The 25,540-nt window shown below is 67.7% G+C and carries 21 protein-coding genes and 1 pseudogene; 11 read left to right on the top strand and 11 right to left on the bottom strand.

Going from position 1 to position 25,540, the window contains the following annotated elements:
- Window positions 1-21 precede the first annotated feature (21 nt).
- The 8 genes from pstA to AC5Y31_RS06755 all read right to left on the bottom strand — a co-directional run bounded on the left by pstA (window position 22) and on the right by AC5Y31_RS06755 (window position 9,185).
- On the bottom strand, window positions 22-927 hold the full coding sequence (pstA, locus tag AC5Y31_RS06790) for a phosphate ABC transporter permease PstA (RefSeq protein ID WP_065023524.1): 906 nt from the start codon (window positions 925-927) through the stop codon (window positions 22-24).
- Window positions 924-1,871, bottom strand: coding sequence for a phosphate ABC transporter permease subunit PstC (pstC, locus tag AC5Y31_RS06785; RefSeq protein ID WP_065023525.1), 948 nt, complete (start codon window positions 1,869-1,871; stop codon window positions 924-926). Before pstC ends, pstA begins: the two co-directional genes overlap by 4 nt.
- A 68-nt stretch (window positions 1,872-1,939) precedes the next feature.
- Window positions 1,940-3,055 carry a phosphate ABC transporter substrate-binding protein PstS gene (pstS, locus tag AC5Y31_RS06780; RefSeq protein WP_301633488.1) on the bottom strand — a complete coding sequence of 372 codons (1,116 nt, stop codon included), beginning with the start codon at window positions 3,053-3,055 and terminating at the stop codon, window positions 1,940-1,942.
- Between the two features lie 147 nt (window positions 3,056-3,202).
- Window positions 3,203-3,871, bottom strand: coding sequence for a phosphate signaling complex protein PhoU (phoU, locus tag AC5Y31_RS06775; protein WP_065023527.1), 669 nt, complete (start codon window positions 3,869-3,871; stop codon window positions 3,203-3,205).
- 60 nt (window positions 3,872-3,931) lie between these two features.
- The gene (locus tag AC5Y31_RS06770; RefSeq protein ID WP_499979147.1) at window positions 3,932-6,151 is read right to left on the bottom strand and encodes an LCP family protein; all 2,220 of its coding nucleotides are present in this window, start codon (window positions 6,149-6,151) and stop codon (window positions 3,932-3,934) included.
- Window positions 6,152-6,333: 182 nt separating this feature from the next.
- Window positions 6,334-7,485, bottom strand: coding sequence for a tRNA dihydrouridine synthase DusB (gene dusB / locus AC5Y31_RS06765; protein WP_499979146.1), 1,152 nt, complete (start codon window positions 7,483-7,485; stop codon window positions 6,334-6,336).
- Between the two features lie 5 nt (window positions 7,486-7,490).
- Entirely contained in the window at window positions 7,491-8,501 is a 1,011-nt protein-coding gene (locus tag AC5Y31_RS06760) for an acyl-ACP desaturase (RefSeq protein WP_064854302.1), read from the bottom strand.
- 87 nt (window positions 8,502-8,588) lie between these two features.
- The gene (locus tag AC5Y31_RS06755) at window positions 8,589-9,185 is read right to left on the bottom strand and encodes a TetR/AcrR family transcriptional regulator (protein ID WP_065023530.1); all 597 of its coding nucleotides are present in this window, start codon (window positions 9,183-9,185) and stop codon (window positions 8,589-8,591) included.
- A 311-nt stretch (window positions 9,186-9,496) separates the two neighbouring features.
- Between AC5Y31_RS06755 and AC5Y31_RS06750 the strand changes: the two genes are divergently transcribed.
- The 6 genes from AC5Y31_RS06750 to AC5Y31_RS06725 are packed head-to-tail and all read left to right on the top strand — an operon-like array spanning window position 9,497 to window position 16,801.
- Window positions 9,497-10,369, top strand: a complete 873-nt coding sequence (locus AC5Y31_RS06750) for an SDR family NAD(P)-dependent oxidoreductase (RefSeq protein WP_065023531.1) — start codon at window positions 9,497-9,499, stop codon at window positions 10,367-10,369.
- On the top strand, window positions 10,369-11,745 hold the full coding sequence (locus tag AC5Y31_RS06745; protein WP_499979144.1) for an aromatic ring-hydroxylating oxygenase subunit alpha: 1,377 nt from the start codon (window positions 10,369-10,371) through the stop codon (window positions 11,743-11,745). Before AC5Y31_RS06750 ends, AC5Y31_RS06745 begins: the two co-directional genes overlap by 1 nt.
- Window positions 11,742-13,586, top strand: coding sequence for a flavin-containing monooxygenase (locus tag AC5Y31_RS06740; RefSeq protein WP_499979143.1), 1,845 nt, complete (start codon window positions 11,742-11,744; stop codon window positions 13,584-13,586). The genes AC5Y31_RS06745 and AC5Y31_RS06740 overlap by 4 nt, the downstream gene beginning before the upstream one ends.
- Entirely contained in the window at window positions 13,583-14,419 is an 837-nt protein-coding gene (locus tag AC5Y31_RS06735) for a TauD/TfdA dioxygenase family protein (protein ID WP_499979141.1), read from the top strand. Before AC5Y31_RS06740 ends, AC5Y31_RS06735 begins: the two co-directional genes overlap by 4 nt.
- Window positions 14,416-15,360: an SDR family NAD(P)-dependent oxidoreductase gene (locus tag AC5Y31_RS06730; RefSeq protein WP_499979139.1), complete on the top strand. Its 945-nt coding sequence runs from the start codon at window positions 14,416-14,418 to the stop codon at window positions 15,358-15,360. The genes AC5Y31_RS06735 and AC5Y31_RS06730 overlap by 4 nt, the downstream gene beginning before the upstream one ends.
- Before the next feature lie 16 nt (window positions 15,361-15,376).
- Complete coding sequence (locus AC5Y31_RS06725; RefSeq protein ID WP_499979137.1) at window positions 15,377-16,801, top strand: aldehyde dehydrogenase family protein; 1,425 nt, start codon at window positions 15,377-15,379, stop codon at window positions 16,799-16,801.
- A 10-nt stretch (window positions 16,802-16,811) separates the two neighbouring features.
- Here the strand turns inward: AC5Y31_RS06725 and AC5Y31_RS06720 are convergent, their stop codons facing one another.
- Complete coding sequence (locus tag AC5Y31_RS06720) at window positions 16,812-17,825, bottom strand: 2Fe-2S iron-sulfur cluster-binding protein (RefSeq protein ID WP_499979135.1); 1,014 nt, start codon at window positions 17,823-17,825, stop codon at window positions 16,812-16,814.
- A 71-nt stretch (window positions 17,826-17,896) separates the two neighbouring features.
- On the opposite strand from AC5Y31_RS06720, the pseudogene AC5Y31_RS06715 reads away from it, so the two are divergent.
- The 5 genes and pseudogenes from AC5Y31_RS06715 (at window position 17,897) to meaB (ending at window position 22,948) form a co-directional block, all read left to right on the top strand.
- Window positions 17,897-19,322, top strand: a pseudogene (locus AC5Y31_RS06715) (class I adenylate-forming enzyme family protein).
- Window positions 19,300-20,205 (top strand): acyl-CoA dehydrogenase family protein, encoded by a 906-nt coding sequence (locus AC5Y31_RS06710; RefSeq protein ID WP_065023538.1) that lies wholly within the window; start codon window positions 19,300-19,302, stop codon window positions 20,203-20,205. Before AC5Y31_RS06715 ends, AC5Y31_RS06710 begins: the two are co-directional and overlap by 23 nt.
- A complete protein-coding gene (locus AC5Y31_RS06705; protein WP_065023539.1) occupies window positions 20,192-21,292 on the top strand; it encodes an acyl-CoA dehydrogenase family protein in 1,101 nt (366 codons plus the stop codon). The genes AC5Y31_RS06710 and AC5Y31_RS06705 overlap by 14 nt, the downstream gene beginning before the upstream one ends.
- A gap of 1 nt (window position 21,293) precedes the next feature.
- Window positions 21,294-22,061, top strand: coding sequence for an enoyl-CoA hydratase/isomerase family protein (locus tag AC5Y31_RS06700; RefSeq protein ID WP_065023540.1), 768 nt, complete (start codon window positions 21,294-21,296; stop codon window positions 22,059-22,061).
- 8 nt (window positions 22,062-22,069) lie between these two features.
- Window positions 22,070-22,948, top strand: coding sequence for a methylmalonyl Co-A mutase-associated GTPase MeaB (meaB, locus tag AC5Y31_RS06695; protein ID WP_065023541.1), 879 nt, complete (start codon window positions 22,070-22,072; stop codon window positions 22,946-22,948).
- 2 nt (window positions 22,949-22,950) lie between these two features.
- On the opposite strand, the gene AC5Y31_RS06690 is transcribed toward meaB, so the two are convergent.
- Entirely contained in the window at window positions 22,951-24,021 is a 1,071-nt protein-coding gene (locus AC5Y31_RS06690) for an NAD(P)H-dependent amine dehydrogenase family protein (RefSeq protein ID WP_065023563.1), read from the bottom strand.
- A gap of 28 nt (window positions 24,022-24,049) precedes the next feature.
- Window positions 24,050-25,507, bottom strand: coding sequence for an aldehyde dehydrogenase family protein (locus AC5Y31_RS06685; protein ID WP_499979132.1), 1,458 nt, complete (start codon window positions 25,505-25,507; stop codon window positions 24,050-24,052).
- Window positions 25,508-25,540 lie beyond the last annotated feature (33 nt).

The raw sequence follows: 25,540 nt of genomic DNA, 5'->3' as shown, positions 1-25,540 counted from the left end.
CCACCGCGGTAAGCGGATCGGTTATCGCTGCCGGACCGCGGTGAGCCGGGTCGCCACCGCGGCCAGAACGGCGCTGAACGCGACGACGAGGATCAATGTCAGCGCCGCACCCCATACCCGGGCGTGGCCGGCGGCTTCGGGATTGGCCAGCTCGCTGTAGATCAGCAACGGTAGTGAGGCCATGTTGTTGTGCAGGATGTCGTAGTTGATCGAGCGGCTGTAGCCGACCAGAACCAGTACCGGCGCGGTCTCACCGATGACGCGGGCCAGCGCGAGAAAGGTTCCGGACACGATTCCCGACAAGGCGGTCGGAATCACGATCCGGACGATCGTCTTCCACTTCGGCACGCCCAACGCGTAGCTGGCTTCCCGTAGCTCGTCGGGGACCAGCCGGAGCATCTCCTCGGTGGATCGCACCACGATGGGCAGCATCAGCAGGACCAGGGCCAGGGAAACGGCGAACGCGCTCTGCTCGAAACCCAGGGTGGCGATCCACAGACTGAAGACGAACAGCGACGCCACGATGGAGGGCACTCCGGCCAGCACGTCGACCATGAACGTGGTCAGCCGGGCCCACCGTCCGGATCCGTACTCGACCAGGTATACCGCGGTCATCAGGCCGAGCGGTACCGCCAGCAGGGCCGCCACCCCGGCCTGCACCAGCGTTCCGTACAACGCGTGATACACCCCGCCGGCCAACTCATCGGGCAATACGCCGCGCAGCGAGTGGGTCCACCAGGATGTGTTGACGATGGCCCGCCAGCCGCGCGCGATCACCACCCACAGCAACCAGATCAGCGGCACGGTCGCGATGCCGAACGAGACCAGGAAGATCAGCGCGGCAAATCGGTCTTTGATCCGGCGCCGGAGGCTGATGTGGCTGGCCTCGCGGACCTTGGCCGGTTTTTCCAGTGCGGGGGTGCTCATCCGTTGACCTTGCCTCCGGCCACCGCGCGGGCAGCGGCGTTGACGACGAATGTCAGGAGAAACAGGGCGAAACCCGCGGCGATGTAAGCGCCGGTCGGCAGGGGGGCGCTGAACTCGGAGGCGGCGGACGCGATTTTGGAGGCAAACGTGTACCCGCCGTCGAACAGCGACCAATTCCCGGGGCGCGGTGAGGCGCGCAGGATGATCAGCATGGCGATCGTCTCGCCCAGGGCGCGGCCCAACCCCAGCATCGACGCGGCGATGACACCGCTGCGACCGTAGGGCAGCACTGCCATCCGCACCACCTCCCAGCGGGTGGCGCCCAGTGCCTGGGCCGCCTCGATGTGTGCGGCCGGCGTCTGTCGGAACACCTCGCGGGCTACCGAGGTGATGATCGGCAGGATCATCACCGCCAGGACGATTCCGCCGGTGAAAATCGTGCCGCCGCCGGCCAGGGACACGTTGCCCTTGGCGAATAGCGGCAACCAGCCCAGGTGATCGTTGAGGAATCGCGCCACCGGATACAGCATCGGCGCCAGCACGAAAATCCCCCACAGCCCGAAGATGATGGACGGGACCGCCGCCAACAGGTCGATGATCACGCCGAACGGCCGCGACAGCTGGCGCGGCGCATACCGGGTGATGAATACCGCGATGCTGATCGAGACCGGCACGGCCACCGCCAACGCGAGCAGCGAGCTCAATACCGTCACCATCAGCAGGTCCCGGATCCCGAACGCCAGGCCGCTGGCGCCGCCGGTGCTGAAAGTGGCGGCGGTGAAGAAATTCGCGGTGTTGGCGCGCAGTGAGGGCACGGCGCGGATCAGTAGAAAGATAGCGATCAGAGCGATCGCGACGACGACCGTCGATCCGGCCGCCACCGCGATCGCCCGAAAGATCCGTTCCCCCACGGACCCGCGCGTCCTGCCGGCCACTTCGGGCAACGACGACTTCGAGCTGTCGTCAGGCCGGCGAAAACGGCCTCCACCCTGAGGTGACCGTTGACGAACGGTCACTCGATGGCGTCGACTGCGGTCGACAAGCGCGGCTTGAAAGCGTCCGGGATCGGCACGTATCCGTTCTCATCCAGGCCGAACTGCCCGGACCCGATGGTCGACTTCAAAAACATCCGCACCGCGGTGCCCACTTCGGCATCGGGGTACTTCGAGCAGACCACCTCGTAGGTCGCCAGCACGATCGGGTACGAGCCGGCCTGGCTCGGCTTGTAGAACGACGCGGTGTCCAGCACCAGGTCGTTGCCCTGACCCGCGATGGTGGCCCCGGCGATCGTCTTGCCGACCGATTCGGTGCTGATCGCGACGGGATCCGGGCCGGCGGACGTGACGATCTTCGCGGTGCGCAGATCCTTGGCCTGGGCGAACGACCACTCGTTGTAGGTGATCGCACCATCAGTCGTGCTGATCGCGCCCGCGGTGCCGTCGTTGCCCTTGGCGCCTTCGCCGACGCCGCCGTTGAACGTCTTGCCGGCGCCCTTGCCCCACGCACCGTCCGATGCGCCGTCCAGGTACTGCTGGAAGTTGTCGGTGGTACCGGATTCGTCACTGCGGAACACCACATGGATGGGCGCGGCGGGCAGTGCGGCGTCGGGGTTGAGGGCCTTGAGCGCCGGGTCGTCCCAACTGGTGATGGCGCCGTTGAAGATCTTTGCCGCCGTCGGGCCGTCGAGGATCAGGTCGTCGACGCCGCCGACGTTGTAGGTGATGGCGATCGGACCGAAAACCACCGGCAGGTTCCACGCCGGGGACTTACAGCGCTGCTCGGCCTGCGCGGCCTCCTCGGGCTTGAGCGGCACGTCGGAGCCCGCGAAATCGGTCTGGCCGCCGATGAATTCGCGGATTCCGGCGCCCGACCCGTTGGCCGTGTAGTTCACCGTCTGGTCGGCGCACTCCGCGATGAACGTCTTGACGAATCTGGCCATCGCGTTCTGCTGGGCCGTCGATCCACTCGCTTTCAGCGTGCTGGCGCCGCCGCAGTCGCTGCTGGCCGAGGAACTTCCGGAGGAAGCGCCGCCGTGGGAAGTGGTGTTGCTGTCGCTGCCGCAGCCGGACAATGCCAGCGTGCTGGTAGCCAGGATTCCCAATGCCGCACCGTAACCGTTCAGTTTCATCTCGGGGCCTTTCGGTCGAAGTCAGGTTGACGAACACACCCGCTGTATCACCGGATCGGCCCGGCCGCGAAACCACAAAATCGGGTACGGCACGGGCTGTGGAAAAGACTAACAGGACATGCATACACCGGGCGGGCGCTAGCCGCTCTATTCGGGTGAGGGCAGGGTGTTCTCGTCCGGGAACTTGCCGGTGGCCTGAAAGATCACCCGGCGGGCGACCTCGACGGTGTGGTCGGCGAACCGCTCGTAGAACCGGCCGAGCAGGGTCACGTCGACGGCCGCCGCCACTCCATGTCGCCATTCCTTGTCCATCATCACCGAGAACAGATGCCGGTGCAGGTCGTCCATCGCGTCGTCGTCCTCGCGAATCCGGGCGGCCTTCTCCGGGTCGCGGGACAGCAGCACCTCTCGGGCGCTGTTGCCCAAATCGACTGCCACCCGGCCCATTTCGGCGAAGTATCCATTGACCTCTTCGGGGAGTGCGTGTTGCGGATGCCGGCGGCGGGCGATCTTGGCGACGTGCAGGGCCAGCGCGCCCATCCGGTCGATGTCGGCGACCATCTGGATGGAGCTGACGATGGCCCGGAGGTCTCCGGCGACCGGCGCCTGCAACGCCAGCAGCACGAAGGCGCTCTCCTCGGCGCGGGCGCTCATCGCGGCGATCTTCTCGTGGTCGCTGATCACCTGCTCGGCCACCACGAGGTCAGCCTGCAAGAGCGCCTGCGTGGCACGCTCCATGGCCTTTCCGGCCAGGCCGCACATGGTGCCGAGCTGTTCGGCCAGGTCCGAGAGCTGCTCATGGTAGGCGGTACGCATGCCCTCAAGACTAACCTGGGACCGCGCCCGATGGCCTCGCCCCGGCAGCCGCCGCGGCGACTACTCGCAGGTGGTGTCAGCTGCGTTGGTGACCGTCAGATCGTCGGGCAGCTCGGTCGGCTCGACGCTGGCGCCGCGGTTGAGCTGCACGTTCAGCTGGGCGCCGGTGCCAGCCGGCTTGGTGACGCTGCGGAAGTCCGAACCCAGGACCACGCGCACGATGCTGCCCAAACCGGTGACCCGCTCGATCGGCGCGCCCGACAAGGCCGAAGCCACGGTGGCGGCGGCCTGCTCGTTGCCGGGGGAGAACAGCACTTTGGTGGCCTTGACCGTACCCGGGTAGTCGTCGGCGCTGTCGACGTCGAAACCCCACCGCTGCAGGCCTTCAGAGGTGGAGGCGGCCAGGCCGGAGACGTCGGTGGCGTTGGACACCCGCACGGTGACGTCGCCGGGGGAGGTGGCGACCGCTCGCACCTGCTCGCTCTGCGGCTTGGACGGCCCGGCAGGGGCCGCCGAAGACTGAGCCGCCGAGGACTGGGCGGGGGACTGCGTGGTGGGGCTGGCCGTGGTGGTCGAGACCGACGTGGCGTTGTGGTCGTTCTCGCCGGGCAGCGGGTCGTCGTTGATGATGGCGTCGAACAATGCCCGCATATCGTCCATCCGCGGGACCTCGTCGCCGTTCTCGTCGGTCTCGCTGGTCGGCACCGTGACGAAGGTGATGTGTCCGGCCGCCACCTTCTGCAGCGACTGCCCGAGGTTCACCAGGTCCTTGGTCTTGACGTTGTCCACGTAGCTGTCGCCGATGAACATGTTGACGACGTTGTTGAGCTTGGTCGGCGAGAAGAACGTGTTCGTGGAGATCAGCGAGCGCAGCAGCGACGACAGGAACAGCTGTTGGCGTTTGATGCGGCCGTAGTCGCCGTTGTCCTCGGTGGTGACGTTGCGGGCCCGCACGTAGCTCAGCGCGGTCCCCCCGTTGATCCGCTGGCGCCCGCTGTGTTCCAGAACGCTGCCCAGCTCGAGGTCGTAGAGCGGGCTGGTGGTGCACACCTCGACGCCGCCCAGCGCGTCGACCATCTTGCCGAAGCCGACGAAATCGACGGCCATGAACCGGTTGACCGCCAGGCCGGAGAGCTTCTGGATCTCCTTGACCAGGCACTTCGGCCCGCCGAAGGCATACGTCGAGTTCAGCTTCGTCTCGGTGTAGACCGTCTCGGCGCTGTAGGTGCCGGTATCCGCGTCGTAGATCGAGCCGTAGGCACCGGTCTCGGGATTCCAGACATCACACTTGATCGGCGTGATCGCCAGGTCGCGCGGGAAGGACACCACCACCACGCGTCTGCGGTCGGCCGGGATGTTGACCAGCATGATCGTGTCGGATCGGGCGCCCTCGGCGTCCTCGGTGGTGCCCGCGCCGATCTCGCTGTTGGCCCCGGCGCGGGTGTCCGCGCCCACGATCAGGAAGTTCTCGTCGCCGTACTGGCCGGCCGCGTCGAGGATGTCCTGCGAGTTGGGGTCCAGCGCGTTGACGTGGTTGAGGCTGCGGTTCTTCGACGTGCTCCACTGCCAGGCCGAACCGGTCAGCACCAGGGCGAGGACCGCCATCATGGCCGCCACCATCCGGCCGGCCACCATGGCCCGACGGCGGGTCTTGTGCGGGCGCGGCTCGTCACCGGCGTCCTCGGCTTCGTAATCGCCGCCCGGCGGGTCGATGCGCAGGATCTCGCCCGCCACGTCCGGCAGTTCGGTGGTGGGCTCGAATCCGTCCCAGTCCGCCCAATCGGGCTCGGCGGTGTCGTCGGGCTGCGTGCCGTGAATCAGGTCGAGGTCGGGCAGCTCCGAGGGATAAGCCACGTCGGCGATGTCGGTGGCTTCCAAGGCCTCGAAGGGCTCGAAGGCCTCGAAATCCGGTGCGTCCACGACGTCGAAGGCCGGCCAGGATTCGGCTTCGGGCTCCGGCGCGGATTCGTCTTCCCACTCTTCGGGCGTCAGCTCGTCTTCGGGCTCCGGGGCGGCACGACGCCGGCTGCGGCCGCCAGAGGGCGGAACGCCGCTGTTGACCCTGGCGATCAGGTCGGCCACGCTCACCGAGCCGTCACCGCCGTTGCGGCGGCGAGATGAAGCCGAACGGCGCGGGGCCGGGGCTGCGTCCTGGGCGGGGGTCTGCCACCGCTCCCAGGGTGCGGGACCGGGCGCCGCCATCGTCAGGACCTGATGGTCCCCGTCGTCTCGGCCGTCTGGCGCCCAGGGGCCAGGAGTGGCGTTGTCGCCGTCACTCATGTCCTCACGGGCCTCCGAGTCTTCGGGACTGACGGCGTCGATCGCGCGTCAGCGCGGCACGGATGGTCACCGTTGAGTCTCCGTACCTGTTCCGCCCCCGCAGGGGAGAACCCCACCTGGGACAACAAGCTACTTATTCTACTGAGAAGTTTCCAGACACGCGATGTCGAGAACGTCTCATTTCAGCCACCCGAGTGCATAATGTCTGCCCCGTCCGGCACCGCGCAATCGTCTGGATCGGTCAGCCAGCCGTCGGGCAGCGCGACTTTGGCGGGTGAGCCCTGCCGTCCGCGCGGCCCGGTCGCGGCAGCCGGGAACGGGATCGACCCGTCGAGCTGCTCGAGCAGCGCGTCGAGTTCGGCCAGCGTGGTGACCATGGCCATCGCGCGGCGCAGCTCCGACCCGGCCGGGAACCCATGCAGGTACCAGGCGACGTGCTTGCGGATCTCCCGCATGCCCTTGTCCTCGCCGAAATGCGCGGCCAGCAATTCGCCGTGGCGGCGGATGACATCGGCGACTTCGCCCAGCGTGGGCGGGGTGGGGGCCTTGCGGCCGGCGAAGGCCGCGGACAGCTCGGCGAACAGCCAGGGCCGTCCCAGACAGCCCCGGCCGATGACGACGCCGTCGCAGCCGGTGGCGGCCAACATGGCCAGCGCGTCACCGGCTTCGAAGATGTCCCCGTTGCCGAGCACCGGGATCGAGCGCACCTGGGCTTTCAGCGCCGCGATCTGCTCCCAGTCGGCGGTGCCGGAGTAGCGCTGCGCCGCGGTGCGGGCGTGCAGGGCCACCGCCGCGGCGCCCTCGGATTCCGCGATCCGCCCGGCGTCGAGGTGAGTGTGGGTGGCGTCGTCGATCCCGATCCGGAACTTCACGGTCACCGGGATATCGGTGCCGGCCGTGCCGCGAACCGCCGCCGCGACGATGTTGCCGAACAGCCGGCGCTTGTAGGGCAGCGCCGACCCGCCGCCCAGTCGGGTCACCTTGGGCACCGGGCAGCCGAAGTTCATGTCGATGTGATCGGCCAGGCCTTCGTCGGCGATCATCTTGGCCGCGGCGTAGGTGGTGTCCGGGTCGACGGTGTAGAGCTGCAGCGAGCGGGGGGACTCCTCGGACGCGAACGTCGTCATGTGCAAGGTGGCCGGGTGGCGCTCGACGAGCGCGCGGGCGGTCACCATCTCGCACACGTAGAGCCCGCTGACCGTTCCGGCCCGGGACTGCTCCAGCTCGCGGCAGAGCGTGCGGAATGCGACGTTGGTCACACCGGCCATCGGGGCCAGCACCACGGGGCTGGCGAGTTCGATCGAACCGATCCGCAACGCAGGCCGCGCTGCCACGTCGGCTACGGCGCTGATGGCTCCAGCACCTTCGTGGAGGCCTTGGCGGCGCGCTTCTCGGCCACTTTGGCCTCCCGCTCGAGCCGGCGCTGCTTGGCCACCTCGAACTTGTCGCACGTCTCTTCCAGCTCGGTGACGATCTTGCCGATCTCGTCCTGGTAGCGGGCGGCCTCGCCGGTGAAGTCGCGCTCGAGGATGCGCCACTTCTTCAGCACCGGCATCACCACGTCGTCGAGGTGGATGCGCGGGTCATAGACGCCGCCGACGGCGATGATCACCGCCTTGCGGCGGAATTCGGGCACCACGTAGCCGGGCATCTGGAAGTTGGCCAGCACCCGGTGCAGGGAGTACATCGCCTGTTCCGGCGCTATGTCGAACCCGACCGCGCTGATGTCGCGGTAGAAGATCATGTGCAGGTTCTCGTCGGCCGAGATGCGGGCCAGCAGCTGGTCGGCCACCGGGTCGTTGCAGGCCCGGCCGGTGTTGCGGTGCGAGATCCGGGTGGCCAGCTCCTGGAAGGTCACATAGACGACCGAGTCGAACAGGCTCTGGGCGAACAGGTCGCCGGAGACCTGGTGGTTCTGCCCGGGGCTGAAGCCGCGGTTGACGGTCTCCATCCGCAGGGTCTCCAGCTCGATCGGGTCGCAGTTGCGGGTGACGACGAGGTAGTCCCGCAGCGCGATGCCGTGCCGGTTCTCCTCGGCCGTCCACCGGTTGACCCAGGTGCCCCAGGGGGCATCCATGGTGAAGTTCATCGCGATCTCGCGATGATACGAGGGCAGGTTGTCCTCGGTCAGCAGGTTCTGGATCATCGCGGTGCGGGCGACCTCGGACAGCTTCGACTGCTCGGGGTCCCAGTCCTGGCCGCCGAGGGCGTAGTAGTTCTTGCCCTCCGACCACGGCACGTAGTCGTGGGGATTCCAGTCCTTGGTCATGGAGAAGTGGCGGTTGACCGCGTTCTCGACGACCGGCTCGAGTTCGTGCAGCAACTCCAGGTCGGTCCACTCACGCGTCATAACAGCTCCTGAATATCTGTGTCCGCTAGTTGCAGGCAATATATCTGTGTATGTCGGTAGCAGCAAGTTTCGCGAGGCCGTGTTGTGTTACACATCGGCATCGTCGGGCCGGCCGGTATTGAGCAGCATGTCGACGCAGAAGTCGATGAACTGCGTTCGGCTGGCCGCGAGCCGCCCGTTGAGATAGGCGGTGAACAACGCGGTCAGGGCGCCTATCAGCCCGGTCGCCACCATGTTCTGTACCGCGGGATCGCCGATCCGGGTGAGCTTGCGCTGCAGCATCTCGATGAAGTTGGGCATCCAGCGCGCACCGGAGTGGGTCAGCACCGGCTCACTCTCGGGGGCCAGCAGTAGCACCCGGCCGCGCACCGGGTCGTCGACCATCAAGGCGACGAAGCCTTCCACGGCTTCGCGCGGCGTGTGGGCCGACAGCAGTGCCGCCATGGCGCGCCCACACACGTCGTCGTACACCGCGCGCACGAATTCATCACGGTCGGCGAAGCTTTCGTAGAAATAGCGTTCGGTCAGCGCGGCCGCGCGGCAGACCGACCGGATGGTGAGCGTGGGCCCGCTTTCGGCGCCGAGCAGTTGCACGCCGACGGCGATGAATTCGTCGCGGCGCAGGGCGTGACGATCTTCCAGTGGGACCCCGGACCAACGGCCCCGGCGTTGACCGGACGGCACTTCAATCTCCTAAAGGTCCATGTTGACAACGATCGTAGCCGCCGGTCGCGGGCGGCGACGTCCGATCTTTCGCCGCTCGAGCATCGAGACGGCGGTGCAGTGCCGGCCGGAAGCGGCTCCCGCGCGCAGTTAGTCCAGACAATAAAACCGCGGGGCGGCCCGCTGGCGCCCTTGACTAGGCGCACAGTGCTGCGGAATAGTGTTCTTCAGAACGAAGAATCACGTATGTTGTCCGGACAAATCCGCATATCCGGTGCCTGAGACTGCCGGGAGCGTGCGGATCTGCTGTCCGTTCCAGGAGAAAGCGGGTCATGGCGGATCACTCCAGCCTCCTGGGCCACGTTGACCTGCTGGGCCTTGAAGGCCGCGTCATCGTGGTGTCGGGAGCCGGTGGTGGGGGCATCGGTACGACGATCACCGCGATGGCGGCGCGCGCCGGCGCCACCGTGATCGCGGTGAGCCGCTCGGCGGACAACCTCGACGAACACGTCGCGCCGCTGGCCGCCCAGGGCCTGCCGGTGCTGCCGGTGGCCGCCGACGCCGCCACCGACGAGGGCATCGCCGCGGTGCTCGATGCGGCGCGCCGGGCCGACGGTGAGCTCTACGGCCTGGTCAACGTCGCAGGTGGCGCTGCGCCGTCGACCTGGATGCCCGCTACCCGGGTAACGCGCTCGGAGTGGCGGGAGATCTTCGCGCACAACCTCGAAACGGCGTTCTTCATGAGCCGCGCGGTCGCCGCCGAACTGGTGTCCCAGCAGCGACCGGGCTCGATCGTGTCGATCTCCTCGATCAGCGGGATGAACACCGCGCCGTTCCATATCGCCTACGGCACCGCCAAAGCCGCCGTGGTCGCGATGACCCGCACCATGGCGCTCGAACTCGCCGCGGCCGGAATCCGGGTCAACGCGGTGGCCCCCGGGGTCACCGAGACGGCGGCGTCCGGAACCTATGTCGACGACGATCCCGACCGCGACCGGCGGGCGATCGCGATGGGACGCCGCGGGCGGCCCGAGGAGCAGGCCGGCCCGATCCTGTTTCTGCTCTCCGAGCTGTCCAGCTACATCACCGGCCAGACGCTGCTGGTCGACGGCGGGCTCGACCTCAAATGGAGCCACCTCGCCGCCGACAACACCTCGCTGTTCCTCAAGGACGAAACCTTCCGCGCGGCGATGAGGAGGATGTGATGACCGATCCGCAAGCGGCCGAAGAACTCTCGCAACCGATGACGATCGGCGTCGAGGCCTACACGTGTGGCGACTACGCCCGCGCCGAGCGGGACAAGTTGTGGCGCAAGGTCTGGCAGCAGGCCGGGCGGGTCGAGGATCTGCCGGAGGTGGGCAGCTACCTCACCTACGACATCCTCGACGACTCGATCATCGTGGTGCGCACCGGGTCGAACGAATTTCGGGCCCACCACAACGTCTGCATGCACCGCGGCCGCCGGCTGGTGGACACCCCCGCCGGGGCGAAGAACGCCTGCGCGCGCACCCGTAAGTCCTTCGTCTGCGGCTTCCACGGCTGGACCTACGGGTTGGACGGGGCATGCACCCACATCCGCGAACAGGACGACTGGCAGGGCGCGCTGACGCGCGAGAACACCCATCTGCGGCCGGTGCGCGTCGACACCTGGGGCGGCTGGGTCTGGATCAACATGGATCCGGACTGCGAACCGCTGGCCGACTACCTGTTCCCGGCGGCCAAGATCCTCGACCCGTTCGGACTGGAGAACATGCGCTACAAGTGGCGCAAGTGGCTGGAATTCGACTGCAACTGGAAGGTCGCCATGGAGGCCTTCAACGAGACCTACCACGTCTATACGACCCATCCGGAGTTCAACAAGTTCGGCGAATTCAAGGGCTGGGCCAAAGCGCAGGGCAAGCACAGCAACATTGGCTACGACGCTCCCGAAGATCTGGAGACCACCAAGTCCAAGATCCGGCTGGGCACCGGCGCCGACCCCCGGGTGTCGACCGCGGAGATGCAGATCTACACCATGGAGGAGACCAACGCCACCACCACGGCGACGCTGGTGAACGCCGCCAAGCGGTTGGTCGACGAGTTGCCGGAGGGCACACCGGCCGACAAGGTCCTGGAGCACTGGCTGGCCTCGGCACGCCGTGACGACGAGGCCCGCGGGGTCATCTGGCCGACGATTCCCGCCGACGTGCTCGGGCAGGCCGGGACCGCCTGGCAGATCTTCCCGAACTTCCAGATCGGCCAGGGCCTCACCAGCGCCCTGTGCTACAGCGCACGACCGCATCCCAGCTACAACCCCGACAAGTGCCTCTTCGAGGTCTCGGTGTTCGAGCTGTTCCCGAAAGGCGAAGAGCCGCAGACCCAATGGGAGTATACCCCGGTGGGTGATCCGGGCTGGCGTTCGGTGCTGCCGCAGGACTTCTCGAACATGGCTGCGGTGCAGCAGGGGATGAAATCGCTTGGTTATCAAGGCGCCAGGCCCAACCCGTACCGGGAACGCGCCATCGTCAACCTGCACCACCAGTTGGCGAAGTACATGGGGGCCGGCGCGCCCCGAGAACTCCCGACAGGAAACCACCGATGACCGACTGCCCCCCGACCCGGACTCCGGACGACTTCGACATCGAAGCGCTCCGGGAGAAGTACGCCGTCGAACGGGCTAAACGCATTCGCTCCGACGGATCGAGTCAGTACCTTGAACTCAAAGATGATTTCGTGGAGTTCGCCGAGGTCGATCCGCACACCGCGGTGACTCCGCGTGAACCCATCGATGCCCACATCGAAGTCGTGGTCCTCGGCGGCGGCATCGCCGGACTGCTGGCCGGCGCCTACCTGAAGAAGGCCGGCGTGGCCGATGTGCGGGTCATCGAGATGGCCGGCGACTTCGGCGGCGTCTGGTACTGGAACCGCTTCCCCGGAATCCAGTGCGACAACGACGCCTACTGCTACATCCCGATGCTCGAAGAGCTCGACTTCATTCCGTCCAAGAAGTTCGCCGACGGCGCTGAGATCTTCCAGCACTGCCAGAACATCGGAAAGCACTTCGGCCTCTATGACGGGGCGATCTTCTCGACTCAGGTACGCACCGTCCGCTGGGACGAAGAGATCAAGCGCTGGCGGCTGACGACGAACCGGGGTGACGACCTGCGGGCGCGTTTCGTGGTGATGGCGCAGGGCTCCTACAACCGGCCCAAGTTGCCCGGCATCGCAGGCATCAAGGACTTCATGACCGCGGGCGGCCATGTCTTCCACTCGGCCCGCTGGGATTACGACTACACCGGCGGCGACGCCAACGGCGGCTTGGACAAGCTGGCCGACAAGCGCGTGGCACTGGTCGGCACCGGCGCTACCGGTGTGCAGCTGGTCCCGCACCTAGGCCGGGATGCCAAGCAGCTGTATGTTTTCCAGCGAACCCCGTCGTCGGTGGACTTCCGCGGCAATGAGCCCACCGACCCGCAGTGGGCCGCGTCGCTGCAGCCGGGTTGGCAGGCCGAACGCAAGCGCAACTTTCATCGCTGGTCGCCGTTCGAGGGCGTGGTGTTCGATGCCCCCGATATGGTGTGCGACTTCTGGACCGAGTTGGGTCGCAACCTGACCGCTCGCATCGGCGCCAGTCCCGACCCGACGGCGCTGGGCGTCGAGGAGATCATGGCGATGCGGGAGGAGGAGGACTACAAGATCATGGAGCGGCTGCGCCGCCGGATCGCCGACATCGTCGAGGATCCGCAGACCGCTGAGGCGCTCAAGCCGTACTACCGGTTCATGTGCAAGCGCCCGACCTCCAGCGACACCTACCTGCCCGCGTTCAATCGGCCCAACGTCACGCTGGTCGACGTGGCTGAATCCAAGGGCGTCGAAAGACTTACGGAAAAGGGCATTGTCGCGGGAGGAGTCGAGTACGAGGTCGACTGCGTCATCTTCGCCAGTGGTTTCGAGATCTCCACGGAGATCGGCCGTCGGTACGCGATGGACGTCATCGAGGGCCGCGACGGGGTATCGCTGTTCGACCACTGGCGCGACGGGTTCCAGACCCTGCATGGGATGACCAGCCGCGGGTTCCCCAACCAGTTCCACACCGGCTTCATCCAGGGCGGCGTGTCTGCCAACACCACCGCGATGTTCGAGCAGCAGGCCGAGCACATCGCCTACATCATCGCCGAGGCTCTCAAACGGGGAGCGACGGTCGTCGAGCCCAGTCAGGAGGGGCAAGACGCCTGGGTGAACACCATCCGGGAGTTGGCATTCGACAACTCGGCGTTCGACTTGTCATGCACGCCCGGCTATTACAACAACGAGGGCCGTGGATTCGGCGACGCCAGCCGCTCGTTCCTGGGCGAGGTGTACTCACCGGGGTTCTACGCCTTCGATGATCTGTTGAAGCACTGGCGCGAGGCGGGCGACCTGAAAGGTATGGAACTGCAGTGACATCGAAGACGACGACCACGTTGCCGACACGGGACCTCACCGAGCACATCGCCACCGAGGTCCACGCCGACAAGGAAGCGCTGCTGTCCGGCGACCATGCCGGGGCGATCCGCGAGCTTCTCGAACAGCGCGGCGTGCTGGTGTTCCCCCAGATCGGGTTCACCGACGCCGAACAGATCGCCTTCACCGAAACGCTGGGCACGCTGGCGCCCGAGCGGGACGGTGAGGCCGTCTACGACGTCACCCTGGACACCAACGTCAACAAGCAGGCCGATTACCTCAAGGGCTCCTTCTACTGGCACCTGGACGGCACGATGAACGAGGTGCCGATCCTCGCGTCACTGCTCTCGAGCAAGGTGCTGCCGGCCGACGGCGGCGGTGACACCGAGTTCTGCAACACCTACGCCGCCTACGATGCGCTGCCCGAAGAGGACAAGCAGCAGCTGGGTTCGCTGCGGGCGATGCACTCGGCGTGGAACTCACTGTTGTACTACGACCCCGAGCCGGCAGCCGCTACGCTGCGACAGATGATGGCGATCGGCCAGTGCGAGCTGCCGCTGGTCTGGACGCACCGCTCCGGACGCAAGTCGTTGATACTGGGCTGCACCGCCAGCCACGTCGTCGGGATGGAGTACTCCGAGAGCACCAAAACCCTGGTGCGGCTTCGCGACTGGGCCACCCAGCCGCAGTTCGTCTACCGGCACCAGTGGTCGGTCGGGGACCTGGTCATGTGGGACAACACCGGGACGCTGCACCGGGCCCGCCCCTACGATCCCGGCTCGGGCCGGATGCTGCACCGGACCAAGCTCGCCGGCGAGGAACCATTCGCTTGAGCAGACCTCACGAGTCTGGTTTCGACGGCCGCGTCGCCGTCGTGACCGGTGCCGGGCGGGGTCTGGGGCGCACCTACGCGCAACTGCTGGCGGAGCGGGGAGCCCGCGTCGTCGTTAATGACACCGGCGCCGATCTCACCGGCGACGGCGTGCGCGTCGAGGCGGCCGAGGAGGTGGCCGAGGAGATCCGGGCGGCCGGCGGCGACGCTATCGCGTGCACCGCCTCGGTGGCGACCCCGCAAGGCGGGCAGGCCATCGTCGCCGCCGCACTCGAGCACTACGGCCGGCTCGACGTGCTGATCCACAACGCCGGCAACGTCCGCCGCGGCTCATTGCGGCAGATGAGCTACGAGGATTTCGACGCCGTCCTCGACGTGCACCTGCGGGGCGCGTTCCACGTCGTGCGCCCGGCCTTCCCGGTGATGTGCGATGCGGGCTACGGTCGCATCGTGCTGACCTCCTCGATCGGCGGCCTCTACGGCAACTGCGGCGTGGCCAACTATGCGGCCGCCAAGGCAGGCGTGGTGGGGCTGAGCAACGTCGCGGCCCTGGAGGGCGCAGCGGCCGGGGTCCGGTGCAATGTCGTGGTTCCGGCGGCGGTGACGCGGATGGCCGAGGGTATCGACACCTCCAGCTATCCGCCGATGCAACCGGAGCTGGTCGCACCCGTGGTGGGCTGGCTTGCGCACGAGTCCTGTTCGGTTACCGGCGAAGTGCTGATCGCGCTGGCGGGCCGGGTGGCCCGGGCGGTGGTGGCCGAAAGCCCCGGCGTGTACCAGCCGTCGTGGACCATCGGCCAGGTCGGGAGGCGGATCGAGGAGATCCGGGATGTCGGTGCCCCGGTGATCTTCCCGGTGGTGCCGGACGGTCACGCTGACCACATCCGCTACAGCTTCGGCCTGGCGCACGCCGGCCGACCTCAGCCCGAGGAAACCCAGTAGTCGAAGGAGAGTAGTGATGCGCGAATACCTCAAGTTCTACATCGACGGGCAATGGGTGGACCCGGCCGAGCCGAAGACCCTCGACGTGGAGAACCCCGCCACCGAGCAGCGCTGCGGCACGATCTCGCTGGGTTCGTCCGCCGACGTCGACCGCGCGGTCGCCGCGGCCCGCCGGGCCTTCGCGAGCTGGTCGCAGACCAGCCGCACCGAGCGGTTGGATCTGCTGCAGTCGATCCTGGCCGAATACCAGCGCCGCAGTGCCGATCTCGCCGACGCGGTGCACGAGGAGATGGGGGCTCCGCCGGCGCTGGCCGCCGGAGCTCAGGTGCAGCTGGGCATCGGCCACATGCTCACGGCGATCGACGCGCTGAAGAACTTCTCCTTCGAAGAACAGCGCGGTGACACGCTGGTGACCCGGGAGCCGATCGGCGTGTGCGGCCTGATCACCCCGTGGAACTGGCCGCTGAACCAGATCGCGGTGAAGGTCTATCCGGCGTTGGCCACCGGCTGCACCATGGTGCTGAAGCCCTCGGAGGTGGCGCCGTTCTCCGCCTACATCTTCACCGAGATCATGGCCGCCGCAGGCGTTCCGGCCGGGGTGTACAACATGGTCAACGGCGACGGTCCCGGCGTGGGGGTGGCCCTGGCGCGGCACCCCGACATCGACATGGTGTCGTTCACCGGGTCGACCCGGGCCGGGGTGTCGGTGGCCGAGAACGCCGCGCCCACGGTGAAACGGGTGACGCAGGAGCTCGGCGGGAAGAGTCCCAACATCGTGCTCGACGACGATGCGTTCGTCGACAGCGTCACCGCCGGCGTGGCGAACATGATGGTCAACTCCGGGCAGAGCTGCAACGCGCCGTCGCGCATGCTGGTGCCGAACTCCCGGATGGACGAGGCGATCGCGATTGCCAACGCGGTGGCCGGACAGGTGAAGGTGGGCGATCCCGACGATGCCCGCGCCATCGGGCCGGTGGCGTCCCAGACGCAGTTCGAGAAGGTGCAGAGCCTGATCGAGAAGGGCATCGCCGAAGGCGCGACGGTCGCCGCCGGCGGCGCGGGACGTCCGGACGGCCTCGACACCGGCTACTACGTCCAACCGACGGTCTTTGCGCACGTGAACAACCAGATGACGATCGCGCGCGAAGAAATCTTCGGGCCGGTGCTGTGCATCCTGGGCTACGACGACGTGGACGAGGCGGTGGAGATCGCCAACGACACCGACTACGGCCTGGCCGGCTACGTCTCCGGCGCCGACGCCGATACCGCGCGTGCGGTGGCCCGGCGGATCCGGGCCGGGTGGGTGACCATCAACCACGCCTTCGACATGAACGCGCCGTTCGGCGGTTACAAGCGCAGCGGCAACGGCCGGGAATGGAGCGACGCCGGGTTCCAGGAATACCTGGAGATCAAGAGCACCCTGGGGTGCGGGGCGGGCTGAGGCCCGAAAATCACTCGTAGTGCACGGTGATCGAGCCGCCTTCGGGCACGCCCTGGCAGGTCAGGATATAGCCGTCGGCGACTTCGTCGTCATCGAGCGCGGTGTTGGCGATCATCTTCGCCCAGCCCTCGCTGATGTGGGCGATGCAGGTTCCGCAGTTGCCGGCCTCGCAGGAGAACGGCGGCGCCAGCCCGGCCCGCCGGGCGCTTTGCAGCAGGGTCTCGCCGGCGACCCGGGGCACCGACGCCTGCTTGCGGCCCAGGTGAATCGTCACCGTCCCGCTCACCTCGGCCGCGGTGTCGGTCGAGCCTTCGGTGGCGGGCGCCTCCGGTGTAGCCGTGGTGTCGAAGTCCTCGACGAACAGCCGGCCCGGTCCCGGCCAGTTCCCCCGCACCACCGCCATGAAGCCCTCCGGGCCGCACAGGTAGCAGTCGGCGCCGGTGTCGTCGCCGACGAACGCGGCGACGGCGGCCGCATCCAGCAGTCCGTCGGTGTCGTCGCGGTGCCGCTGCACCGACAGTCGGCCCGGGTAGCGGTCAGCGAGCTCACTGAGCGCATCGTCGAAGATCGCCGATGAGGAGTCCCGGTCGGCACAGAGCAGCCGTACGGTGCGATCGGTGCCCGCCAGCGCACTCTTGGCCAGCGACAGGATCGGTGTGATCCCGCTCCCGCCGGAGAACCCCAGCAGCGGGGTGTCCGAGGGATCCAGGCAGAAGGTGCCGGCCGCGCGGGTCATGGTCAGTTCGTCGCCTTCGGCGACGTTGTCCAGCAGCCAGTTCGACACCTTCCCGCCGGGAACCCGCTTGACCGTGGTCATCAGCTCGGAGTCGGTCTCCGGCGCACTCGACATCGAGTAGGACCGGTAGAGCTCCTCGCCGCCGACGTTGACCTGAAACGTCGCGTACTGGCCGGCTCGGTAGGCGAACGGAGTCTGGTGCGGCGCCAGCACGAACGTGTAAGCGTCGGAGGTCTCTTTGACGATGCGGGTCACGGTTGCCCGCTGGAAAACATGAGTGACCGCCATGACCACCCCTTCCGGTTTGCGTTCTTCGTTACAGAGAATACTATTCTCTCAAACCGATAGGATCTTCTCAAATGTTGTCTGGGTTGCCTGCGCCATCCACCGCGGTGCTCGCGTTCGAGGACCGGCAGTTGCCGTTGCCGGAGCTCGACGCACGCGCCGATGCGCTGGCAGCCGCCCTGGCCGGCGACGGTGTCCGCGCCGGCGACCGGGTGGCGCTGATGGCGTCGAACCGGCCCGAATTCGTCATCGCCGTGTGCGCCATCTGGCGGCTGGGGGCCGTCGCCGCCCTGATCAGCCCCGCCTGGAAGCGCGACGAGGTGGCGCACGCCCTGGCCCTGACCGAACCCCGCTACGCGCTCGGCGACCTTCCGGTGCTGGCCGAGCTGATGCCGATGCGGCATCTGGACGAACCGGTCTCCGCTGCCCCGGCCGCCGGCCCGCCGCCGGCCGATCCCGGCGCCGACGCACTGCTGGTGTTCAGCTCCGGCACCACCGGGCTGCCCAAAGCGGTGCGGCACACCCATGCCTCGCTTGCCGCGGGGGTGCGGCACTGGCGCGATGCCCTGGGGCTGACCGCCGACGACCGGATCCAGGTCGCGACGCCGCCGTCGCATATCCTCGGCCTGCTCAACATCCTGACCGCATTGAGTGTCGGGGCGCGGGTGCGCCTGCATCGCCGTTTCGACATCGACCTGATGTTGGCAACGATCGGCGAAGACCGGATCACCGTGGAGATGGCGGTGGCGCCGATCGCACTGGCCATCGCCGGGCATCCGGACCTGGAGGCGTTCGACCTGTCGTCGCTGCGTTTCATCATGTGGGGCGCCACGCCGGTCGCCGCCGCCGTCGCCGAGGAGGTCACCCGGCGCACCGGGGTCCGATGGGTGCCGGCCTACGGCACCAGCGAACTGCCGGTGCTCGCCTGCGGTCCGACCGATACGGCGCGCCTCGACACGGTCGGGCGGCCGGTGCCCGGGGTCGAGCTGCAGGTGGTGGATGTGGATAGCGGCGAGCCGCTGCCGCCCGGCGTCGCCGGTGAGATCCGCGCCCGCTCCGATTCGCTGATGGCCGGCTACCTTCCCAGCGAGGCGACCGCAGAAGTGGTGCGCGACAGCTGGTTTCACACCGGCGACATCGGTTATCTGGACGCCGACGGCTGGTTGCGGATCACCGACCGCTGCAAGGAGATGATCAAGGTGCGCGGCTTCCAGGTCGCTCCCGCCGAGATCGAGGCGGTGCTGCACGAGCATCCGGCGGTGTCCGACTGCGGCGTGTTCGGGGTGCCCGACGCGGCCGGCGGAGAGGCCGTCGTCGCGGCGGTAACGCTGCGCGCACCGGTCGACGAAGCCGAGCTCGCGGCGCTGGTGGGTGAGCGCCTGGCGTCCTACAAACGACTCAGCCGGGTGGTGGTCGTACCCGAGATCCCCCGGCTGCCGTCCGGAAAGCTATTGCGTCGACTACTGAAGGAGCGCCTATGGATGTCCGGCTGAATGCTGAGCAGCGCCAACTGCGGGATGCCGCAGCGAAACTCGCCGACGACCTGGGCCCGGGCTCGGTCGCCGAGCTTGACGATGCCGCTCGGGTGACACGCTTGGAAAAGACTGTCGCCCAGACCGGTTGGCGCTCGCTGCGCTCCGACGGCGCGTCGGGGGTGGAGGTGGCGATCGTTGCCGAGGAGTTCGGGCGCGGCCTGGTCGACGTGCCGTTCCTCGGGCCGGTGCTCGCCGACGATCTGAGCCGGCACCTGCCGCTCGGTGAAGAGCCGACCACGGTCGCGTTCAACGATGTTGCGATCGACGCCCGCGGGGCTGCGCACGCCGCGACTCTGCGCGAGCATGCGGTGCTGACCGCCCCGGTCGGTGCGCCGCGCAGCGGTGCCGACCTGACCCGGACCGGAGCCGACCTGGCCGGTGCGCTGCAGCAGGCCGGCGAGCTCAGCGCCGGGGATGCGTTGCGCTGGCAGGCGCTGGCACTGGCGACGACCGCCGCCGATCTGGTTGGTACCGCGCGCGGCGCACACGCCTTGGCGTGCGACTACGCCAAGATTCGGGAGCAGTACGGCAAACCCATCGGGAGCTATCAGGCGATCGCCCACCTGCTCGCCGAAGGGCTGGCGCTGATCGAAGGCTCGGTGAGCGTGCTGCGCCACGCCGCCTGGGCGGTCGACGAAGCCGAGGCGGCCGAGGCGGTGCGCGCCGCCCGCATCGCCAAGATCTATTGCGCCCGCAGCGCTCGGACGGTGTGCGAGACCGCGATTCAGGTGCACGGCGGTATCGGCAACACCTGGGAATGCCTGGCGCACGTGTACCTGCGGCGGGCACTGACCTCGACGGCCCTGTGGCCCGTGACGATAAGGGAGATCGCTGATGGACTTTCGTGACTCGCCCGAGGAAGCCGAGTTCCGCAGCCGGCTTCGGTCCTGGTTGACCGAGCGGGCCGGCACCTTCCCCGCCGCCGGCGACGACGAGTACTGGGCGCGCCAAGGCGAATGGCATCAGGCCCTCTACGGCGCCGGATTCTTCGGGGTGTCCTGGCCACGCGAATACGGCGGCCAGGAGCTGCCACCGGTCTATGACGTGATCGTCGACGAGGAGCTGGCGGCCGCCGGTGCCGCGCCGCGGCCAAGCCTGGGCTACCTCGTCGTGGGCCTGGGCCGGCACGCCAGTCCCGAACTGCAGCAACGATTCCTGCCCGGCATGATCGACGGAACGCAGCGTTGGTGCCAGGGCTTCTCCGAACCCGGGGCCGGCTCGGATCTGGCGTCGCTGACCACCACCGCTACCCGCGACGGCGACGACTACGTCATTCACGGACACAAGATCTGGACCAGCTACTCCGACGTCGCCGACTGGTGTCTACTGCTGGCCCGCACCGATAAGGACGCCCCGCGGCACCGCGGTATCTCGGCGTTCATCATCTCCATGCACCAGCCCGGCATCGAACAGCGGCCGCTGCAGATGATCAACGGCGTCACCACCGAATTCGGGCAGGTGCTCTTCGACGGTGCCACCGTCCCCGCGAGTCAGATGGTCGGCGAACCGGGCGAGGGGTGGAAGCTGGCGATGACCGTCGTCGGCCATGAGCGCGAACCGTCGACGCTGGGCTATTCTGCCCGCTACGGCAAGCTGGTCCGTCAGATGGCGGGTCGCTTCGAGGGTGCCGGGGGCGATGTTCCGGAGGAATTGGCCTGGGCGGCAGTGGAAACCGAGATGCTGCGATTGCATGTGCGCCGCCGGCTCTCCGAACAGCTCGACGGGCTTTCGCACGGACCGGAAGGCTCGCTGGACAAGTTGCTGATGACCTGGGTGGAGCAGTCGGTGGGCCACGCCGCGCTGGCGGTCGGCGGTGTCGACGATCCCGACCTGCTCAGCGCCTATCTTTACAGTCGCGCCCAGAGTGTGATGGGCGGGACCTCGCAGATCCAGAAGAACATTATTGCCGGCCGAATACTGGGATTGGGAGTTTGAAATGTATGACCTGCCTGACGAAATCGACGTGCGCGCCGACGGCCCGCTGCGGATCATCACGCTCAACCGCCCCGACGCGCTCAATGCCGTCAACGACGCGCTGCACACCGGACTGGCGAAACTCTGGGCGCAACTGGAGGAAGACCACGACGCGAGGGCGGCGGTGCTGACCGGAAGCGGGCGGGCATTCTCCGCGGGCGGCGACTTCGCCTACCTCGACGAGCTGCGCCGCGATGAGAAGCTGCGCGCCAAGACGATTCTGCACGGCCGTGAGATCGTGCTGGGTATGGCACGCTGCCGCACCCCGGTCATCGCCGCGGTCAACGGTCCCGCCGTCGGGCTGGGCTGCAGCCTGGTGGCGCTCAGTGACATCGTCTACATGGCCGAATCCGCCTATCTCGCCGACCCGCACGTGCAGGTGGGTCTGGTCGCCGCCGACGGCGGCCCGCTGACCTGGCCGCTGCAGATGAGCCTGCTGCAGGCCAAGGAGTACGCGCTGACCGGGGCCCGTATCCCGGCCGCGCGGGCAGTGGAGCTCGGTTTGGCCAACCACGTCGTGGAAGACCCGCTAGCCGAAGCGATCTCATGCGCCAAACGCATCGCTGAGCTGCCGCGCCAGGCAGTCGAGAGCACCAAGCGGCTGCTCAACATCCACTTGGAGCGCTCGGTGCTGGCCACCCTGGATTTCGCGAACATGGCCGAAGACCAGTCGTTCAAGACCGAGGACTTCAACAACATCATCGATCGGCTCACCGCGAACAAGAACTGATCCCTGCGATGACGATCGCCGAGTTGCTCGCCGCCGCGCGTGATGGATCCGTGCGGGCGACGGGGCGGCTGCTCAGCCTGGTCGAAAGCGGCCGGCGGGCCGAGGTGCTGTCCGCCGTCGGGCCCGCCACCACCCGGGTCATCGGGGTGACCGGGCCGCCCGGCGCGGGCAAGTCCACCACGATCGCCGCACTGGTCGGGGCGTATCGGCAACGGGGGCTGCGGGTCGCGGTGCTCGCCGTCGACCCGTCCTCGCCCTACAGCGGCGGCGCACTGCTCGGCGATCGCATCCGAATGGCCGCGCACATCAACGATCCGGCGGTGCTGATCCGGTCGGTGGCCTCCCGCGGACACCTCGGCGGGCTGGCCGAAGCGGTGCCCGCGGCCCTCCAGCTGCTGGCCGGACTCGGTTACGACGTGCTGCTGCTGGAGACGGTCGGGGTGGGCCAATCCGAGATCGAGATCGCCGCGATCGCCGACCCGACGGTCGTCGTGCTCAATCCCGGTGCCGGCGACGCGGTCCAGGCCGCCAAGGCCGGGTTACTGGAGGTGGCCGACATCGTGGTGGTCAACAAGGCCGACCGCGAGGGTGCCCAGCAGACCGTCCGCGAGCTGCGGGTCGAGCTGAAGCACACCGGCGCACCGATTCTCACCCTGATCGCCGCGCGCGGCGAGGGGCTCGATGAGCTGGTGGACACCATCGAGGCCCATCACCGCACCGACAGCCGGGAGCGCCGGTTGGCACGGGCCCGCTCACAGATCCTGTCGCTGGCCCAGACCCGGCTGCGAACCCATCCGGCGCTGCACCGACTCGCCGAGCTGGTTGTCGATGGAAGCGATGACCCGTACTCGGCGGCCGAGCGGCTGCTCTCGCCCGGCGGCGAGTAGTTCTACGACCGGTTGCGAGCCGACCAGCGCGGCAGCGGAAGCGGCAGATCGTTGTAGGTGGCGATGCCGGGCTCGGCGGCCACCACGGCCGGAATGGCGTTGATCGGCGGCATCGCGGTCATGATGTGGCCGAGCTCGAAGAAATCGTCGATGGACTTCGCGGCGGCGATCATGTCCGGTGGCGGGGTGAAGCCGACCTGCATGTTCACCGTCGGGCGGCCGTCGATGGTGATCCTCCAGCCGTCGCCGTCCATCTCCCAATCCGGCTGCAGCGTCTGGCCTTTGCGCCACCGCACATTGATGTCGACCACGGTCTCGCCGCCCGCGATTCCCCGCCAGCTGGCGAACACCCCCGCCACATGGCCCGCCGGGATGGTCCACGACGCCATCGGCAGATCCTCGGTGGTCTGCGCGTACTCGGAGACGCAGGTGATCTCGTCGAGCTCGACGCCGATCGCGTCGGCGACCAGCTGCACCGCCTCGGCGAATACCGCGGTGCCCTTGGCTGCCATCGGCGCCAGATCCGGGTCGTCGATCGCGACGCCGAAGCCGACCGGGCGCTCGGTGTCGGGGGAGTCATACAGCGTGGTGTCGGCCGATTCGGTGATGGTGATCTTGTCGATCCGGTCGCAGGCGGTGGCCGCCACGATCGCCAGCAGCTCGGCGAAGCCGGGACTGACTCCGGAACCGAACAGGGTGGACCCGCCCTTGCGGCACGCTTCGTCGAGCCGGGCTCGATCATCGCCGAGATTGCGGCCGGTGATGAAGGACGCCGACGTCACGACATTGACGCCGGCCGAAAGGATCTGCACCAGTTCGTCGACGTTGATCCACATCGGGTTGTAGACGACACAGTCGGGTTTCAGCGCCAGCAGCGCCGCGGCGTCGTTGGTGGCCGCGACGCCGAGGCGGTCGATGCCGGCCAGCTCGCCGACGTCACGACCGACTTTGTCATCCGACCACGCGAAGAGCCCGACGAGTTCGTAATCCGGATTGGCCGCGATCGCCCGGACGGAGCTCTTCCCGACGTTTCCGGTGGTCCACTGGACGATTCGGTAAGGGACGGTAGGCATGTGCATCACCTCGTGTTCTCGGCCCGCGCTACATCTGCGCCCAGACGATCTTCGTCTGGAGGTAGGTTTCAATGCCGGCCTTGCCGGACTCGTAGCCCCAGCCGGACTGCTTGTAGCCGCCGAACGGCATCGAGTGGTCGAACTGCATCTGGCAGTTGAGCCCCACCGTTCCGGCCTTGAGCCGCTTGGCCAGCCGGTGGGCCCGGCCCAGGTTGGACGTCCACGCGGTGGCGGCCAGACCGTAGGTGCTGTTGTTGGCCAACGCGATCGCCTCGTCGTCGTCATCGAACGGCAGGATCGTGACCACCGGCCCGAAGATCTCCTCCTGGAACAGCCGGCTGGAGTCAGGGTCGACGCCTGTGACGACGGTGGGATGCACGAAGTAGCCCTTGCGGTCCAGCCGGTGCCCGCCGGTGACCAGCTCATTGCCGTCGGCCTTGCCCTGCTCCAGATAACCCAGCACCCGGCTGAGCTGCTTCTGGCTGATCAGCGGCCCGACCATGACGCCGTCGTCTTTGGGGCCGCCGAGCTGCATGCTGTTGGCCATGTTGGCGATGCCCTCCACGACCCGCTCGTAGACGCCGCGCTGGGCGAAGATGCGCGACCCGCAGACGCAGGCCTGCCCGGAGTGCACGAAGGTGCCGAACGCCGCCATGGTGATGGCCATGTCCAGATCGGCGTCGCCGTAGATCAGCACCGGCGACTTTCCGCCGAGCTCCAGGGTCACCTTGTTGAGATTGGTTGCGGCCGAGGCTTTCACGATCTCCCGGCCCACTTCGGTCGATCCGGTGAATGCGACCTTCTCGACGTCGGGATGGGCGGTGATCGCCGCGCCGGCGGTGTGACCGTAGCCGAGCACCATGTTGACCACGCCGTCGGGCACCCCGGCTTCGGACAGGATGCGGTTCAAGACCAGCGCGGACAGCGGGGTCTCCTCGGCCGGCTTGACGACGCTGCTGCAGCCGGCGGCCAGCGACGGAGCCAGCTTGGCGCAGAAGTTGAAGACCGGACCGTTCCACGGGAAGATCAGCCCCACCACGCCGTAGGGCTCGCGCAGCGTGTAGACGTGCTGATGTGACTCGATGCCGGTCAGGCCGCCGGTGTTGACGTCGCGGGCGATGCCGTCGATCTTGGTGCACCAGCCGGCGTAGTAGCGGAACCACTCCGACCCGACCTTGGTGATGATCGCGGCCTGGGAAGCGGGGATGCCCGCGTTGACGGACTCGAGTTCGGCCAGGATCTCGGCGTTCTCGTCGATCAGGTCTGCGATCCGCCACAGCACCTTGGCCCGGTCGTAGTCGGCCATCTGCGACCACACCCCGGATTCGGCGGTGGCCTTGGCGCGGGCGACGGCGTCGTTGACGGCTTCGGGCCCGCAGTCGGTGAACTCGGTGAGCTGTTCTTCGGTGGCCGGATCGATGATCGGAATCACGTCGCCGGTGCCGGGGACTTTCCGAATGTCGTCCAACACCGTCTGCACCGACATGGATAATCCCCTTCTCATTCAGCGATAATTACG

It is taken from the genome of Mycobacterium sp. NGS18 (assembly GCF_059813185.1).
This window is presented reverse-complemented; position numbering and strand designations above follow the sequence as displayed.

Coding starts and splice junctions, on each gene's coding strand:
- pstA (WP_065023524.1), bottom strand. CDS start 927: ATGAGCACCCCCGCACTGGAAAAACCGGCCAAGGTCCGCGAGGCCAGC.
- meaB (WP_065023541.1), top strand. CDS start 22,070: ATGACGATCGCCGAGTTGCTCGCCGCCGCGCGTGATGGATCCGTGCGG.
- AC5Y31_RS06745 (WP_499979144.1), top strand. CDS start 10,369: ATGACCGATCCGCAAGCGGCCGAAGAACTCTCGCAACCGATGACGATC.
- AC5Y31_RS06725 (WP_499979137.1), top strand. CDS start 15,377: ATGCGCGAATACCTCAAGTTCTACATCGACGGGCAATGGGTGGACCCG.
- AC5Y31_RS06770 (WP_499979147.1), bottom strand. CDS start 6,151: ATGAGTGACGGCGACAACGCCACTCCTGGCCCCTGGGCGCCAGACGGC.
- phoU (WP_065023527.1), bottom strand. CDS start 3,871: ATGCGTACCGCCTACCATGAGCAGCTCTCGGACCTGGCCGAACAGCTC.
- AC5Y31_RS06705 (WP_065023539.1), top strand. CDS start 20,192: ATGGACTTTCGTGACTCGCCCGAGGAAGCCGAGTTCCGCAGCCGGCTT.
- pstS (WP_301633488.1), bottom strand. CDS start 3,055: ATGAAACTGAACGGTTACGGTGCGGCATTGGGAATCCTGGCTACCAGC.
- AC5Y31_RS06685 (WP_499979132.1), bottom strand. CDS start 25,507: ATGTCGGTGCAGACGGTGTTGGACGACATTCGGAAAGTCCCCGGCACC.
- AC5Y31_RS06710 (WP_065023538.1), top strand. CDS start 19,300: ATGGATGTCCGGCTGAATGCTGAGCAGCGCCAACTGCGGGATGCCGCA.
- AC5Y31_RS06760 (WP_064854302.1), bottom strand. CDS start 8,501: ATGACGCGTGAGTGGACCGACCTGGAGTTGCTGCACGAACTCGAGCCG.
- AC5Y31_RS06740 (WP_499979143.1), top strand. CDS start 11,742: ATGACCGACTGCCCCCCGACCCGGACTCCGGACGACTTCGACATCGAA.
- AC5Y31_RS06720 (WP_499979135.1), bottom strand. CDS start 17,825: ATGGCGGTCACTCATGTTTTCCAGCGGGCAACCGTGACCCGCATCGTC.
- AC5Y31_RS06750 (WP_065023531.1), top strand. CDS start 9,497: ATGGCGGATCACTCCAGCCTCCTGGGCCACGTTGACCTGCTGGGCCTT.
- AC5Y31_RS06690 (WP_065023563.1), bottom strand. CDS start 24,021: ATGCCTACCGTCCCTTACCGAATCGTCCAGTGGACCACCGGAAACGTC.
- AC5Y31_RS06700 (WP_065023540.1), top strand. CDS start 21,294: ATGTATGACCTGCCTGACGAAATCGACGTGCGCGCCGACGGCCCGCTG.